The sequence below is a fragment of the Methylobacterium sp. E-012 genome, from assembly GCF_057836545.1.
On sequence record NZ_JBYQEY010000001.1, the window covers coordinates 4,488,601 to 4,503,700 of the forward strand.

Below are 15,100 nucleotides of genomic sequence, written 5' to 3' on the forward strand. Positions count from 1 at the left end.
TGTCCAGGGCCGCTTCTCTCCCTCCCCCCACTGCGGGGGAGGGTGGCCCCTGCGTGAGCAGGGGTCGGGTGAGGGGAACCCGGCTTCCGGAAGGGATGCGACCCTCAGAACGGGCACAGCCTTCTTCTGCACCATCGCTCCCCTCTTGCGGGACTTCGTCCCGACCCGCCCCCCTTCGGGGGCCACCCTCCCCCGCAGTGGGGGGAGTGAAAGTCCCGCCCGCAGCGAGCGATCATGAAGCTCCTCACCACCCCCGGCTTCTGGATCGCGATCCTCGCCGTCGCGGCGGCCGCCACCCTCCCGTGGTACGTCTCCGGCTACATCCTCGGCCTGCTGACCATCGCCTACTACTTCGGCGTGTTCGCCATGGCCTGGGACCTGCTCTTCGGCTTTGCCGGGGAGGTGAATTTCGGTCCGACCTTCCTGATCGGGCTCGGGGCCTACGGCGCCGGCATCCTCAACAACCGCTACGAGCTGCCGATCCCCTACTGCTTGGCTGCCGGCACCGCGCTCGCCGTGGTCGGCGGCCTCGCCTTGGCGCTGCCGGCGCTGAAGGTGCGGGGCCCCTATTTCGGGCTGATCACCCTGGTGGCGGTGCTGCTCCTGCAGAACATGATCGTGGTGTTCTCCGGGCTGACCGGCGGCGAGATCGGCCTGACCGTACCTGACGTCATCTCGATCGACGCCGACACCAACTACTGGCTGGCTCTGGGCTTCATGGCGGTCTCCGGCCTGATCCTCACCGCCATCGCCCGCTCCCCCGCGGGGCTGATCCTCCAGGCCGCCGGGCAGGACCCGGTGGTGACCGGGGCGCTCGGCTTCAACGTCGCCAAGCACAAGCTCGCGGCCTTCGCGGTCAGCGCCGCCTTCTCGGGCCTCGCGGGCGGGCTGGTGGTCTTCTACATGGGCACCGCCTCGGTCGGCACGCTGATCGACACGGCGGTGGGCGTGCAGGTGATCATCGCGGCGGTGCTCGGCGGCCGGCGCACCATCGTGGGCGCGGCTTTGGGCGCGGTGTTCCTGATCGCGGCGGGCGAGTTGCTGCGCCCGCTCGGGGCGCTGTCGACCTTCGTGGTCTCGGCGGTGGCGCTCCTCGTGATCCTGTTCGTGCCGTCGGGGCTTCTGGGCCTCGCATCCTTCCGGAGAGCGCGATGACCGTCGCCGTGAGGCCCGCGCCGCCGCAGGCCGTCGCCCCCGTCCCCGTGGCGGCCGAGCCGTGCCTGACGGTGCGCGGCCTGACCAAGCGCTTCGGCGGCCTCGTCGCCGTCAAGGACATCGATCTCGACCTGCGGCCCGGCGAGATCCTGGGCCTGATCGGCCCGAACGGCTCGGGCAAATCCACCGTGATGAAGCTGATCATGGGCTTGGAGCGCCCGAGCGCCGGCTCGATCCGCCTCGACGGCGCCGAGATCGGCGGGCTGCCGGCCCACCGGGTGGCGCGCTCCGGCATCGGCCTCGTGTTCCAGCACGCGCGCCCGCTCCAGCGCCAGACGGTGCTGGAGAACATCAGCCTCGCGCTCCTGCCCGACAGCCTGATCCGGCTCGCCGCCGACCCGCACGTGGCGCGGCGTGCCAAAGAGATCGCCGAGCGCGTCGGCCTCGGCGCGGTTATCGATCGGCGCCCCGGTACCCTGCCCTTCGCGGATCTGCGCCGGCTGGAGCTCGCCAAGGCCATCGCCCGCGACCCGCGGGTGGTGCTGGTCGACGAGCCCTTCGCGGGCCTGACCGGTGGCGAGGTCGCGGCCTTCTCGGAGCTGATCCGGGGGTTCCGCGACGAGGGCAAGGCCGTGCTCCTCGTCGACCACAACGTGAAGAGCGTCTCGGCCCTCGTGGACCGGGTGTTCGCCATGTATCTCGGCGAGCGCATCGCCGAGGGCTCGGCCGAATCCGTGATGGCCGACCCGACCGTGCGCCGGGTCTATCTCGGCGGCAGCATCGAGACCGCGGCCCGGCCCGAGGCGGCGTTCAAGCCGGATTCGCTGCTGACCGTCGCGGGCGTCGACGTGCTCTACGGCAAGGCGCAGGCGTTGCGCGCCGCCTCGATCCACGTCCACGAGGGCGAGTTCGTCTCGGTGGTAGGCCTGAACGGGGCGGGCAAGACCACCCTGTTCAACGCGATCTCGGGCCTGGTGCCGCATACCGGCACAATCCGGTTCGACGGCCGGGATCTGACCCGGATGAAGCCGGCCGCCATCGCCCGGGCCGGCATCGTCCAGGTGCCGGAGACCCGCGAGCTGTTCGGCGACCTCAACGTGCGCGAGAATCTCGACCTCGGCGGCCAGCATTTCCCGAAGGCCGAGAGCGCCAAGCAGCGCGAGTGGCTCTACGAACTGTTCCCGATCCTCAAGGCCCGCGAGGGCCAGAGCGCCCGCACCCTGTCGGGGGGCGAGCAGCAGATGCTGACCATCGCCCGGGCGCTGATGATGCGGCCCCGCCTGCTGATCCTCGACGAGCCGACGCTCGGCCTCGCCCCGGTGATCCTGGAATTGCTGTCAAAGGCCCTGGAGCGCCTGCGCCAGACCACGCCGATCACGGTGCTGCTCGGCGAGCAGAACGTCACCTTCGCGCTGCCCCACGCCGACCGGGTCTACGTGCTGGAGCAGGCCCGGATCGTCTGGGAGGGCCCGCCGCAGCGCTTCGCCAGCGAGATGGGGTCGGCGTATCTGTGAGGGAGCATACGGACGCGCGGCTCCCCCTCCCCCCTTTGCGGGGGAGGGTGGCCCCTGCGTCAGCAGGGGTCGGGCCGGGACGAAGTCCCGCAAGAGGGGAACCCGGCTTCAGAAAGGGGCGGAGCGGTGATGAAGGCCGCAGCCTTCTTCGGCACCGTCGCTCCCCTCTCCCGACCCCCTTCGGGGGCCACCCTCCCCCGCAAAGGGGGGAGGGAGACGCTCGGATCCCATCGGAACGACACCAGGGAGCGGACACCGTGGACTTCACCCTCTCCCAATCCCAGACGCATTGGCTGACCCGCGTCCGCGCCTTCATCGCCGACGCCGTCCTGCCCGCCGCTGCCGCGGTGGCGGCCGAGCGTGCGCAGAGCCGCGCGCCCTCGCCCACGATGGAGCGGCTGAAGGACAGAGCCAAAGTCGAGGGCCTGTGGAACCTGTTCCTGCCGCCCTCCCCCGAGCACGACACGGAGGACTACCGCGGCGCCGGCCTGACCAACCTCGACTACGCGCTCTGCGCCGAGGCGATGGGCCGGGTCGGGATCGCGTCGGAATGCTTCAACTGCGCGGCCCCCGACACCGGCAACATGGAGGTGCTGCACCGCTACGGCAGCCCCGCCCAGAAGGACGCCTGGCTCAGGCTCCTGATGGCGGGGGAGATCCGCTCCGCCTTCCTGATGACCGAGCCGGAGGTCGCCTCCTCGGACGCCACCAACATCGCGACGTCGATCCGCCGGGACGGCGATCACTACGTCATCGATGGCCGCAAGTGGTGGTCGACCGGCGTCGGCGATCCGCGCTGCCGGATCGCGATCCTGATGGGCAAGACCGACCCGGAGGCGCCCCGCCACCGGCAGCAGTCGCAGATCCTGGTGCCCATGGACACGCCGGGCGTGCGGGTCGAGCGGCTGCTGCCGGTCTTCGGCTACGAGGACGCCCCCAAGGGCCACGGCGAGGTCGTGCTGGAGAATGTCCGCGTGCCGGCCGAAAACCTGATCCTGGGTGAAGGCCGCGGCTTCGAGATCGCGCAGGGGCGGCTGGGTCCGGGCCGCATCCACCATTGCATGCGCACGATCGGGGCCGCCGAGGTGGCGCTGGAGGCCATGGCGCGCCGCCTCGTCTCCCGGGTCGCTTTCGGCAAGCGGATCTCCGAGCAGTCGGTCTGGGAGCAGCGGGTCGCGGAGGCGCGGATCGACATCGAGATGACTCGGCTGCTCTGCCTGAAGGCCGCCGACATGATGGACACGGTCGGCGCCAAGGGCGCCAAGCTCGAGATCGCCATGATCAAGGTCGCGGCGCCCCGGGTGGCGCTGAAGGTGATCGACGACGCCATCCAGGCCCATGGCGGCGCCGGCGTCTCGGAGGATTTCGGGCTGGCCAAGATGTACGCTCATATCCGCACCCTGCGGCTCGCCGACGGGCCGGACGAGGTCCACAACCGCTCGATCGCCCGGCTGGAATTCGGGCGCTACACCAATGCCCGTGAGGCGGAGCGTTCATGAGCGACGCCGAGATCTTCTCCGGCGTGAAGCCGGTCGAGCCGCGCCACCGGATCGACGAAGCACGGCTCGCCGCCTGGATGGCGGAGCATGTCCGCGGCTTCTCCGGGCCGCTCACCGTGCAGCAGTTCCGCGGCGGCCAGTCGAACCCGACCTACCGGCTCGACACGCCGGCCCAGGCCTACGTGCTGCGGCGAAAACCGTTCGGCCCGCTCCTGCCCTCGGCCCACGCGGTGGAGCGCGAGTTCCGGGTGATCGGTGCCCTCTACGGCGAGGGCTTTCCGGTGCCGCGGCCCTTCGCGCTGTGCGAGGACGAAAACATCATCGGCGCGGCCTTCTACGTGATGGAGGCGGTGGACGGCGCCGTGCATTGGGACGGGGCGCTCCCGGGCCTCGATCCCCATGCCCGCCACCGGCACTATGCCGGCATGATCGCGACGCTCGCCCGCCTCCACGCGATCGACCCCGAGGCGGCGGGGCTTTCCGATTACGGTCGGCCCGGCAACTACTTCGCCCGGCAGGTCGACCGCTGGACCCGCCAGTACCGCGCCGCCGAGGATGGGCGCCTGGCGGATGTCGAGCGGCTGATCGCGTGGCTGCCCCGGACCGTGCCGGAGCAGCAGGGCGCCTGCGTGGTCCACGGCGACTACCGCCTCGACAACCTGATTTTTTCCGCGGACGGCGGCGTCAGCGCGGTGCTCGACTGGGAGCTGTCGACGCTCGGCGATCCGCTGGCCGATTTCAGCTACCTGCTGATGCAGTGGGAGTTGCCCGCCGACGGGCGGAGCGGCCTCGGCGGCCTCGATCTGGCGGCGCTCGGCATCCCCAGCCGCGACGAGGCGGTGGCCCTCTACTGCCGGGCCGCGGACCGCGAGAACCTGCCCGACCTCGACTGGTACTTCGCCTACAACCTGTTCCGGCTGGTGGGCATCCTCCAGGGCGTGGCCGCCCGGGCGAAGGCCGGCAACGCCGCGAGCGAGCATGCCTCCGCCATGGCGGCGCGGGTGCCGAAGCTCGCCGCCGCGGCCTGGGCCTTCGCCGCGCGGGCGGGGGCCTGAGCGTGGAACTCGGCAGCGACTTGGCCGGCCGCGTCGTCGCCGTCACCGGGGCCGCCCGGGGCATCGGCCGGGCGCTCGCCGTCGCGGCCGGGGCAAGGGGGGCACGGGTCGTCGCCCTCGACCGGGACGGGCCCGGGGCGGAGGCCGTGGCGGCCGCGCTCGGCGGACGGGGCTTCGCCCTCGACGTGGGCGACGCGGCGGCGGTCGCCGCAATCCTGACGCGCATCGAGGCCGAGATCGGCCCGATCGCGCTCTACGGCTCCAATGCCGGCATCCTGGAGCGCGACCCCGATCCGGATCTCGCCACCTCGGCGGATCTCGACAGCTGGGCGCGGTCCTGGTCGGTGAACGTGATGGGTCACGTTCACGCGGCGCGGGTGCTGGTGCCGCTCTGGCGCGCCCGGGGCGGGGGCGCGTTCCTGGGCACCGTCTCGGCGGCGGGGCTCTTGAGCCAGATCGGCAGCGCGCCCTACGGCGCCACCAAGCACGCGGCGCTGGCCTTCCTGGAGCACCTCGCCATCGCCCACGCGGCGGACGGGATCCGGGTCGCCGCCCTGTGCCCGCAGGGGGTCGACACCGCCATGCTGGGGGCGGCCAGCGCGGCGTCCCGCGACGGCGTGCTGACGCCGGAGGCCGTGGCCGAAGCCGCCTTCGACGGGCTGGCGACCGGGCGCTTCCTGATCCTGCCGCATCCCCAGGTGGCGGCGTACGCCCGCCGCCGGGCCGAGGATCCCGAGCGCTGGCTCGCCGGTATGGCGCGCCTGCGCCGGGCGATGCTGGCGGAGGTGTGAGGATGGGCGGGGGCCACGCAGATCGCAACGCCGGCGGGACCCGCGCGTCCCCCTCCCCCCTCTGCGGGCTTCGATACTCATTCATCTGGGTCCGACGCCGGCGGCAGAGCGCGACGCACCCCCTCTCCCGGGCGGGCTACCGGATTCACGCTTCTCAGTCTGACGACAGGGGCGAACGGCCACGGGTTTTGCCCTCCCCCCTCTGCGGGGGAGGGTGGCCCCTGCGTCAGCAGGGGTCGGGAGAGGGGAACCCGGGTTCAGGATCGGGCGTGGCCTTCATGAAAGCTTACGCTTCCTTCTGCACCGTCGCTCCCCTCTCCCGACCCCCTCCGGGGGCCACCCTCCCCCGCAGAGGGGGGAGGGAGAGGCGCGCTTCCTGTTCATTCTTCTGTTCCCAATCGAGATGTGTGCATCCGGTAGCCCCGGCATCGGGGGGGAGGGAAGGCGCGTGCCGTCTCAACCTGGGCAAATCACCGCCATGTCCCTGTTCGATCTGACCGGTAAGGTCGCCCTCGTCACCGGCTCGTCCCGGGGCATCGGGCGGGCGATCGCCCTGCGGATGGCCGAGCACGGCGCCCGGGTGGTGATCTCCTCGCGCAAGCGGGAGGCCTGCGACGCGGTGGTCGCCGAGATCGAGGCCGCCCACGGGCCCGGCCGGGCGGTGGCGATCCCGGCCAGCATCTCGGTGAAGGACGAGCTGGAAGCCCTGGTCGAGGAGACCGGGAACCGGCTCGGGCCGGTCGACGTGCTGGTCTGCAATGCCGCCAGCAACCCCTATTACGGGCCGCTCGCCGGCATCTCCGACGCGCAGTTCCGCAAGATCCTGGACAACAACGTCCTGTCGAACCACTGGCTGATCCAGAAGGTCGCCCCCGGCATGGTCGCACGGCGGGACGGGGCGATCATCCTCGTCTCCTCGATCGGGGCGCTCAAAGGTTCGCCCGTGATCGGCGCCTACAACGTCTCGAAGGCCGCCGATCTCCAGCTCGCCCGCAACTATGCGGTGGAATACGGCCCGGCCAACGTCCGGGTGAACTGCCTCTGCCCGGGCCTGATCCGCACCGATTTCGCCCGGGCCCTGTGGGAGGATCCCGAAATGCTGGCGTCCACGACCTCCGCCGCGCCGCTGCGCCGGATCGGCGAGCCCGACGAGATCGCGGGCGCGGCGGTGTTCCTGGCCTCCCCGGCCGGCCGGTTCGTCACCGGTCAGGCGCTGGTGATCGACGGCGGGGTGACGATCGCCCGATGAGCGCCGATCCCCGCCTCCCCGCCGGCTGGCCGGCCCTGCCCTTCCGGGAGGCCGAGGCGCGGCTCACCGCCCCGGGCGCGCCCTTCGCGATCGCGACGATCGACATCCGCGGCGTGCCGACCCGGATCTGGGCGAAGGCCCCGCCGACCCTCCGCGACCTGTTCCGGATCGCACAAGGGCACGGGGAGAAGACCTTCGTGGTCTACCGCGACGAGCGCGTGACCTTCACGGGCTTTTCCCGCGCCGCGACCAATCTGGCGCGGGCCCTCGCGGAGGCCGGCGTGCGCAAGGGCGACCGGGTCGCCCTCGCCCTGCGCAACCTGCCCGAATGGCCGGTCTGCTACTACGCCGCCCTGCTGGCCGGCGCCATCGCCACGCCGCTCAACGCGTGGTGGACCGGGCCCGAGCTCGCCTACGGGCTCCGGCATTCCGGGGCGCGGGTGCTCATCGCCGACGGCGAGCGCTTCGCCCGGATCGCCCCGCATCTGGCCGAATGCCCGGCCCTGGAGCGCGTCTACACCACCCGGATGGAGCCCGACCCCCGGGCGACGCCGCTGACCGACGTGATTGGCCCGGTGGCGGGCTGGGCCGCCCTCCCCGACGTCGCCGTGCCCGACATCGCCCTCGACCCGGAGGACGATGCGACCCTGTTCTACACGTCGGGCACCACCGGCAAGCCGAAGGGGGCGGTCGGCACCCACCGGGCGGCCGCCACCACGGTGATGGCCTATCCCTACTCGGCGGCGCGCAGCTGCCTGCGCCGGGGCGAAACGCCGCCCAAGCCCGACCCGGCCGCGCCGCAGCGGGTGGCGCTGCTGGTGATCCCGCTGTTCCACGTTACCGGCTGCCACGCGAGCCTCGGGGCGGCCCTCTACGGCGGGCACCGCCTCGTGATGATGCATCGCTGGGACGCCAACGAGGCCCTCGACCTGATCGAGGCGGAGGGCTGCACCAGCGCGGGCGGGGTCCCGACCATCGCGTGGCAGCTCGCCACGGCGGCCCGGGAGGCGGGCCGGACGCTGCCGAGCCTCGACGCCGTGACCTATGGCGGCGCCCCCGCGGCCGGCGACCTCGTGCGGACCCTGGGCGAGGCCCTGCCGCAGGCCGTCCCCGGCACCGGCTGGGGCATGACCGAGACCTCGGCGACCTTCACCCACCATCAGGCCGAGGATTATCGGGCACACCCCGATTCCTGCGGCCCGCCCTTGCCGGTCTGCGCGGTGCGGATCCTCGACCCCCTCGGGCGGGACCTGTCGCCGGGGAGCGTCGGCGAGCTCTGCGTGCAGGGGCCGAACGTCGTCCGCGGCTACTGGGACGATCCGAAGGCCACCGCCGAGACGTTCTCCGAAGGCTGGCTGCGCACGGGCGACCTCGTCCGCGCCGACGCCGAGGGTTTTCTGACGATCGTCGACCGGATCAAGGACATGCTGATCCGCGGCGGCGAGAACATCTACTGCTGCGAGGTCGAGAACGTCCTCTACGAACACCCGGACGTGGTCGACGCCGTGGTGCTGCCCGTGCCCCACCCGACGCTGGGCGAGGAGCCCGGCGCCATCGTGGCGCTGGCGGAGGGGGCGAGCGCCGGCCCGGAGGAGATCCGCGCCTTCGCGGCCACCCGGCTCGCGGCCTTCAAGGTGCCGGTGCGGGTGGTGGTCTGGGACGGGCTCCTCCCCCGCAACCCCGCCGGGAAGGTGCTGCGGGCGCCGCTGCGGAAGGTCTTCGTCGCGCCGTCGGATCAGAACGGCTCGCCCTCGTCGTCGGGGTGGTAGACGCGCAGCGACCGCCCGTCCGGGAACTGCACGGTCCGGCGGCGCACCACGAGGTAGCCGGCGGCCTCCGCGCTCCGCAGGCGCTCCAGGCGATCGTCCGCGTAGCCCGGGCCGTAAGGGGAGCCCGGCGCATATCCGTAGGACCGGTAGCGGGCGTAGCCCTCCGCGGGCGGCGGGGGCGGCGCCACGGCGACGAAGCGCGGATCGCGGGCCGTCCGGACGTGGGGCGCGGCAATCCGGACGCGGCGCGGCGCGGCGGCGACCCGCCCGGGCGATGGGGCCGCGGCGTGCGCGACCTTGCGCTCCGGCGCCCGGCGGGCCGCGACCGCCCTCCGCGCGGCCGGAGCCGATCGGGCCTCCTGCGAGGCAGCCGGGGTCGCGGCGGTTGGGGCCGCGGTAACCGGCGCCGCGGCCTTCCGATCCGTGGCCGGCGGCGTCTCGGTGCCCGACTTGTGGGCCGGCGGGTCGGTCCAGGTCGAGCCCGCGGCGGGTTCGGCGGACGCGCCTCCGAGGCCGGCGAGCAGGAACAGGGCGACGAGGCTGGTTCGCGCACCGTGCGGCATGGTGCCCTCCTGGGATCGCGGCGCGCCGGACAGGCCCGCGGGGCGGCGCGACAATAGATCGAACCGCGATCCGGGGAAATCACGCCGATCCATTTCTGCGGGGATCGGCGAGACTCTGTCTCTATCGGTAACCGGTGGTCTCCGGGGACAGGCCCGCACGCGTGAGGCCTGCGGCCGCGCGGTCGCGCCGGGGGGCGGAACCCCGGGCTCCGCGCGCGGTTGCCCCGCCATGTCCGCCTCCGCCGATGCGCCACCCGGCTCCCCACCCGGCCTGCGGGTGAGCGTCGATCTCAACCTCTGCCAGGCCTATGCCCAGTGCTGCTACGCGGCGCCGCGGCATTTCCGCATCGAGGGGCACGAGGCCCTCTACTACGATCCCGCCCCCGCTGCGCAGGACCGGGACGATATCGAGCGGGCGCGCGTCGCCTGCCCGGTCCAGGCCATCCGGGTCGAAGATCCGGAGCGGCGCGGCTGATGGCACGCACCTCCGAGCGGGCGGTGATCGTCGGCGCCGGCCTCGCTGCCCTGCGCGGCGCCGAGGCGATGCGGGCAGCCGGGTTTTTGGGTCCGCTGGCGGTGATCGGCGCCGAGCCGCATTATCCCTACGACCGGCCGCCGCTGTCCAAGCACGTCCTCGCCGGCGCGATCCCGGCGGACGCCACGACCCTGCCGGGCATCCACGGCCTGGACGCCGACTGGCATCTCGGCAACCCCGCAATCGGCCTCGACCGCGGGCGCAGGGCCGTGCTGCTCGCTGACGGGCGCGACCTCCCCTACGACCGCCTGCTGATCGCCACCGGCACCCGCGCCCGCCCGTGGCCGAACCCCCACGAGGGGCGCCTGGCGGGGGTCTTCACCCTCCGCGGCCGCGACGATGCCGCGGCCCTGCGCCGGGCCCTGGCGGCGGGGCCGCGCCGGGTGCTGGTGATCGGCGGCGGCTTCATCGGCTGCGAGGTCGCCAGCCTGTGCCGGAAGCTCGGCCTGCCGGTGACCCTGGTCGAGCCCGGCCCGACGCCGCTCGCCCGCGTTCTCGGCAGCACGGTCGGGGCGTTCATCGGGGCGATCCACGCGGGTCACGGCGTCGAGATCCGGTGCGGCGCCGAGGTCGAGTGGCTGGAGGATGCCGAGGGACGCCTGGTGCGCGCCCATCTCGTCGACGGCAGTCGCATCGACGCGGATGTCGCCGTCATCGCGCTGGGTGCCGTCCGCAACACCGAGTGGCTCGACGGGTCCGGGCTGTCGGCCGATCCCGGCGGGGTCGATTGCGACGCCTCCGGGCACGTCCACGACACGGACGGGCAGACCGACCCGCGCATCGCCGCCGCCGGCGACGTGGCGCGCTTCTCCCACCCGCTCTACGAGGGGCGGCGCGTCGCCCTGGAGCATTGGAGCCACGCGGCCGCGCAGGCCGTCCATGCCGGCCGTCTGCTCGCGGGCACGCCCCCCGGGGAGCCCTACGGCGCCCTGCCGACCTTCTGGTCGACGCAAGGGGACCTCGTGGTCAAGTCCGCCGGCCTGACCGAGGGCGCCGACGCGGTGGCGATCACCCAGGGCGACCCCGCCGCGGGCCGATTCATCGCCCTTTACGGTCGCGCCGGGCGCTGCATCGCGGCCCTGTCGGTGGATTCGGCCCGGTGGCTGCCGGCCCATGCCGAGATGGTGGCGGCCGGTGCGCCGTTCCCGCCCCGCGGCGCTGCGGCCGACCGACCGAAGGCGATCAAGATCCTCGAGCCGGGCTTTTCCTGAGAGACCGCATGCCCGACGCCAGCCTCCTCGGTCAGGTCAAGGATTTCGCCAATCGGGCGAACCCCTACCCCGTCTACGCGAAGCTGCGGGAGACTCCCGTCTCGCGCCAGGACGACGGCACCGGGGACGGGACCTGGGTGGCAGCGACCCACGACACCATCGCGCGCCTGCTCCAGGACCCGCGGGTCAGCTCCGACACCCTGCCCCCGGCCGACCGGCCGCGCACCGGCAACCCGCTCACCGACCTGATCGTCAAGCCGCTTAAAGACTGGATGATGGACCGGCACCGGGTCTTCATCTTCCGCGATCCGCCGGACCACGATGCCCTGCGCGCGGCGGTGATGCACCAGTTCTCCCGGGAGCGCGTCCAGGCCATGCGCGCCCGCTCCGACCGGCTGGTGGCCGACCTGCTCGACGCGAAGTGCGGCGCCCGGGAGATCGACGCCGTCGACGACCTCGCCTACCCGCTGCCGGTCACGGTGATCTGCGAATTGTTCGGCGTGCCCCGGGAGGACGAGCCGAAGTTCCACGGATGGGCGACGCAGCTCGCCACCGCGCTGGAGCCCGACAGCCTGTCCGATACCGAGATCCGTGCCAAGAACAGCCGGACCTTCGACGCCATCGGCGGCTACATGGCTGACCTGATCAAGGACAAGCGCAAGCACCCGCGGGACGACATGCTCTCGGGCCTGGCCAACCACGCCACCCCCGAGGGCGCGAAGATGGGCGATTACGATCTGGTCGCCACCTCGATCCTGATGCTGGTGGCCGGCCACGAGACCACCGTGAACCTCATCACCAACGGCCTGCTCACCCTGCTGCGGCATCCGGACGAGCTGGAGCGCCTGCGGCAGGATCCGCTGCGCGCCCCGCGGGTGATCGAGGAGCTGATGCGCTACGAGCCGCCGGTGCAGTTCCGGACCCGCCGGACGCTGTCGGCCATCGACATCGCGGGGGTCACGATCCCCGAGGGCGCCGACCTCGTGCTGCTGCTCGCCTCCGGCAACCGCGACGCGGCCGTGTTCCCGGACCCCGACCGGTTCGATCCGGACCGCACCGGTACCCGCCATCTCGGCTTCGGCGGCAGCCTGCATTACTGCGTCGGCGCGCCGCTCGCCCGGTTCGAGGCCGAGGCGGCGCTCACCGCCCTCGCCGCCCGGCTGAAGGCGCCGCGCCTCATCGAGGACCCGCCGCCCTACCGGCCGGGCGCCGCCCTGCGCGGGCCGGAGCATCTGCGGGTGGCGATCGACGGGATCGCGTGAGCGGCGTCGCGCCGGCGCCGAGACCGCGTCTCCGCCTGCTCAGGCGTCCCGCTTGCGGGGCCATCATCACGCCGTCCGCATCGGAAGAGCGGGGGGACGCGCCTGTGGATCGCCGCCCTCAGACCGTGATCTCCACCGGCGTCCCGTCCGGCATGGCGACGATCGCCTCGTAGAAGCCGTCCCCGGTCCGGCGGGGTGGCGACACGAGGCATCCCCCTTCCGCACACCGTTCGGCCAAGGCGTCCACCGCCGCGATGCAGCCCAGCGAGATGGCCACGTGCGCCCAGCCGACGTGATCCGGGCCCGGCCCGTCCTCGATCCAGGGTCCGGTCATCAGCTCGATATGCGCGCCCGGCCCGGGGAGCGTCACGAACCGCGACACGAATCCCGGCCGGCGCCGGCTGTGGTACGGCGCGCCGACCTCGGCGCCGAAATACGCCCTCCAGAACGCGGCGGCCGCGTCGAGGTCCTGCGTCCACAGGGCCACGTGGGCGAAGCGCATCGATCGGTTCCTGGATGAGACGGTGCCGAACCGGCCGGCTCCGCGGCCGGGTTGCTGGATTCGAACCGTGTCCGTTCGGATCGACGCTGTCCACCACTCCAGGGTTGCGGTGCCGAGCCGCCAGTTCGCGGAAACGCAGTCAGGCAGCCTTGACCGCGTCGAGGAAGGTCGACACCTCCTGCCCGAGCCGCGCGGAGTAACGCGCCAGCTCCTGCGCGGCGCTCAGGACTTGGCCCGAGGCCCTCCCCGTCTCGCCCGCCGCCTTCCGCACGTCGTCGATATCTGCGCTCACCGCCTGCGTGCCCTGGGCCGCCTGCGAGACGTTCCGGACGATCTCGCTGGTCGCCGCCCCCTGCTCCTCCATGGCGGCGGCCACGCCGAGCGCCACCGTGCGCATCGCGTCGATCGTGCCGCCGATCGTCCGCATGGACTCGACCGCGTGCCGGGTCTCCCCCTGGATCGCCGCGATCTGGCCGGCGATGGTCTCGGTGGCCTTGGCGGTCTGCGCGGCCAGCGCCTTCACCTCGCCCGCTACCACGGCGAAGCCCTTGCCGGCCTCCCCGGCCCGGGCGGCCTCGATGGTCGCGTTGAGGGCCAGAAGGTTGGTCTGCCCGGCGATCCCGGCGATCAGCCCCATCACCTCGTTGATCTGTTCCGTCCCCCGGGACAGGACCTGCATCAGCGCGTTCGTGCGAGCCACATCCGTGCTGGCGCGGTCGGCCATCGTGGAGGATTGGGCGACGCGGGCGGCGATCTCCTGGATCGAGGCGGACATCTCCTCGCTGGCGGCCGCCACCGTCTGGACGTTGCTCGAGGTCTGCTCGGAGGCCGCGCTCACGCGCACGGATTGCTCGGTGGTGCGCGCGGCGGTGCGGGTCATCTCCCGGGCGGTGGCCTCCATCTCCACGGCGGCCGTGGCCAGCCCCTGCGTCAGGGCGCTCACCTGCGCGTCGAACCGGACGGTGACCTCGTCCAGCACCTGCGCCCGGCGCATCTTCGCGGCGTTCTCCACCACGGTCGCCGCGTCGGCGGCGCGCTTGGCGATCATCGCGTCCTTGAACACCTGCACGGCCCGGGCCATCGCGCCGACCTCGTCGCCGCGCTGCTGATCCCCGACCGCGACCGCGAGATCCCCGTCCGCGAGGCCGCGCATCGCCGCGGTCAGCCGCCCGATCGGGCGCGACAGGCTGTTGCCGATGAGCAGGAGCAGCGCCAGGACCGGGATCGCCAGGCCCGCCGACCAGAGCGCGATCGTGATCGCGCGGCCGCGGACGGCCTCCTGCACGTCGTCGCGATAAAGACCGGTGGCGACGATCCAGCCCCAGGGCTTGAACATCTGCACGCTCGCGACCTTCTCGACCGGCACGGTCCCGCCCGCCCGCGGCTTCAGGTAGTCCACGAAGCCCGACCCGTCGCGCCGGGCGGTCTCGACCATCTCGGCGAAGTAGCGCTTGCCGCCGGGGATGTCGGTCTGATCCAGGACCTGCTTGCCGACATTCTTGGCGTTGAAGGCGTTGGCGATCAGCCGTCCGTCGGAGGCGAGGACGAAGAAATAGTCGTCGTTGCCGAATCGCAGGGCGCTGATCGCCGCCAGGGCCGCCTGCTGCGCGGCGTCGAGGGGCATCCGGCCCGAGGTGGCCAACCCCTCGTAATGGGCGAGCAGGCTCTGCGCCACATCGGTGAGGCGGCGCGTCATGAGCGCCCGATCCTCCAGCGCCGATGTCCGCGTGTCGACGAAGCTCAGGGCGCTCAGGGCGCCCATGGCCAGGACCATGAGGGCCATCACCGCCGCCAGCTTGTGGCGCAGCTTGAGCGTCGCGAGGCTCCGCCGTGGCGCGACGCGGTCGGCGGGGGGGCTGTCTGTCTGCGTGGAGGTCATCCGAGCACCGAACGGGACGGCAAGGGCCGCCGGAACGCCTGTCGCACGCCGATCCCGGGGGACGACGCACTGCACCATCGTAGGGTCGTCCGATAAAGTTAGTAAATGGCAAACAA

13 protein-coding genes are annotated in these 15,100 nt (G+C 72.7%); 10 read left to right on the forward strand and 3 right to left on the reverse strand.

All coding sequences use genetic code 11. From position 1 onward, the window contains the following. The first annotated feature begins 234 nt into the window (after positions 1-234). The 7 genes from AC3IF1_RS21490 (at position 235) to AC3IF1_RS21520 (ending at position 9,032) form a co-directional block, all read left to right on the forward strand. Positions 235-1,155: a branched-chain amino acid ABC transporter permease gene (locus AC3IF1_RS21490; protein WP_243970304.1), complete on the forward strand. Its 921-nt coding sequence runs from the start codon at positions 235-237 to the stop codon at positions 1,153-1,155. Then, on the forward strand, positions 1,152-2,669 hold the full coding sequence (locus AC3IF1_RS21495) for an ATP-binding cassette domain-containing protein (RefSeq protein WP_489219249.1): 1,518 nt from the start codon (positions 1,152-1,154) through the stop codon (positions 2,667-2,669). The genes AC3IF1_RS21490 and AC3IF1_RS21495 overlap by 4 nt, the downstream gene beginning before the upstream one ends. Before the next feature lie 257 nt (positions 2,670-2,926). Further along, the gene (locus AC3IF1_RS21500; protein ID WP_489219250.1) at positions 2,927-4,168 is read left to right on the forward strand and encodes an acyl-CoA dehydrogenase family protein; all 1,242 of its coding nucleotides are present in this window, start codon (positions 2,927-2,929) and stop codon (positions 4,166-4,168) included. Beyond that, positions 4,165-5,223 carry a phosphotransferase family protein gene (locus AC3IF1_RS21505; RefSeq protein ID WP_489219251.1) on the forward strand — a complete coding sequence of 353 codons (1,059 nt, stop codon included), beginning with the start codon at positions 4,165-4,167 and terminating at the stop codon, positions 5,221-5,223. Before AC3IF1_RS21500 ends, AC3IF1_RS21505 begins: the two co-directional genes overlap by 4 nt. Before the next feature lie 2 nt (positions 5,224-5,225). After that, a complete protein-coding gene (locus AC3IF1_RS21510; protein ID WP_489219253.1) occupies positions 5,226-6,014 on the forward strand; it encodes an SDR family NAD(P)-dependent oxidoreductase in 789 nt (262 codons plus the stop codon). 478 nt (positions 6,015-6,492) lie between these two features. Next, a complete protein-coding gene (locus tag AC3IF1_RS21515; protein WP_489219254.1) occupies positions 6,493-7,263 on the forward strand; it encodes an SDR family NAD(P)-dependent oxidoreductase in 771 nt (256 codons plus the stop codon). Beyond that, a complete protein-coding gene (locus AC3IF1_RS21520) occupies positions 7,260-9,032 on the forward strand; it encodes a class I adenylate-forming enzyme family protein (RefSeq protein WP_489219256.1) in 1,773 nt (590 codons plus the stop codon). Before AC3IF1_RS21515 ends, AC3IF1_RS21520 begins: the two co-directional genes overlap by 4 nt. Here AC3IF1_RS21520 and AC3IF1_RS21525 read toward each other — a convergent pair. Next, positions 8,999-9,595 carry a hypothetical protein gene (locus AC3IF1_RS21525; RefSeq protein WP_489219258.1) on the reverse strand — a complete coding sequence of 199 codons (597 nt, stop codon included), beginning with the start codon at positions 9,593-9,595 and terminating at the stop codon, positions 8,999-9,001. The two genes, AC3IF1_RS21520 and AC3IF1_RS21525, sit on opposite strands and share 34 nt — an antisense overlap. A gap of 229 nt (positions 9,596-9,824) precedes the next feature. Here AC3IF1_RS21525 and AC3IF1_RS21530 point away from each other — a divergent pair, with 229 nt between their 5' ends. The 3 genes from AC3IF1_RS21530 to AC3IF1_RS21540 are packed head-to-tail and all read left to right on the forward strand — an operon-like array spanning position 9,825 to position 12,603. Further along, the gene (locus AC3IF1_RS21530; RefSeq protein WP_243970509.1) at positions 9,825-10,070 is read left to right on the forward strand and encodes a ferredoxin; all 246 of its coding nucleotides are present in this window, start codon (positions 9,825-9,827) and stop codon (positions 10,068-10,070) included. Next, positions 10,070-11,341, forward strand: a complete 1,272-nt coding sequence (locus AC3IF1_RS21535; protein ID WP_489219259.1) for an NAD(P)/FAD-dependent oxidoreductase — start codon at positions 10,070-10,072, stop codon at positions 11,339-11,341. The genes AC3IF1_RS21530 and AC3IF1_RS21535 overlap by 1 nt, the downstream gene beginning before the upstream one ends. Before the next feature lie 8 nt (positions 11,342-11,349). Continuing rightward, positions 11,350-12,603 carry a cytochrome P450 gene (locus AC3IF1_RS21540; protein ID WP_489219260.1) on the forward strand — a complete coding sequence of 418 codons (1,254 nt, stop codon included), beginning with the start codon at positions 11,350-11,352 and terminating at the stop codon, positions 12,601-12,603. Positions 12,604-12,721: 118 nt separating this feature from the next. Here AC3IF1_RS21540 and AC3IF1_RS21545 read toward each other — a convergent pair whose 3' ends face one another. Then, positions 12,722-13,105 carry a VOC family protein gene (locus tag AC3IF1_RS21545; protein WP_489219262.1) on the reverse strand — a complete coding sequence of 128 codons (384 nt, stop codon included), beginning with the start codon at positions 13,103-13,105 and terminating at the stop codon, positions 12,722-12,724. 139 nt (positions 13,106-13,244) lie between these two features. Further along, complete coding sequence (locus tag AC3IF1_RS21550; protein ID WP_489219263.1) at positions 13,245-14,984, reverse strand: methyl-accepting chemotaxis protein; 1,740 nt, start codon at positions 14,982-14,984, stop codon at positions 13,245-13,247. Between the last annotated feature and the right edge of the window lie 116 nt (positions 14,985-15,100).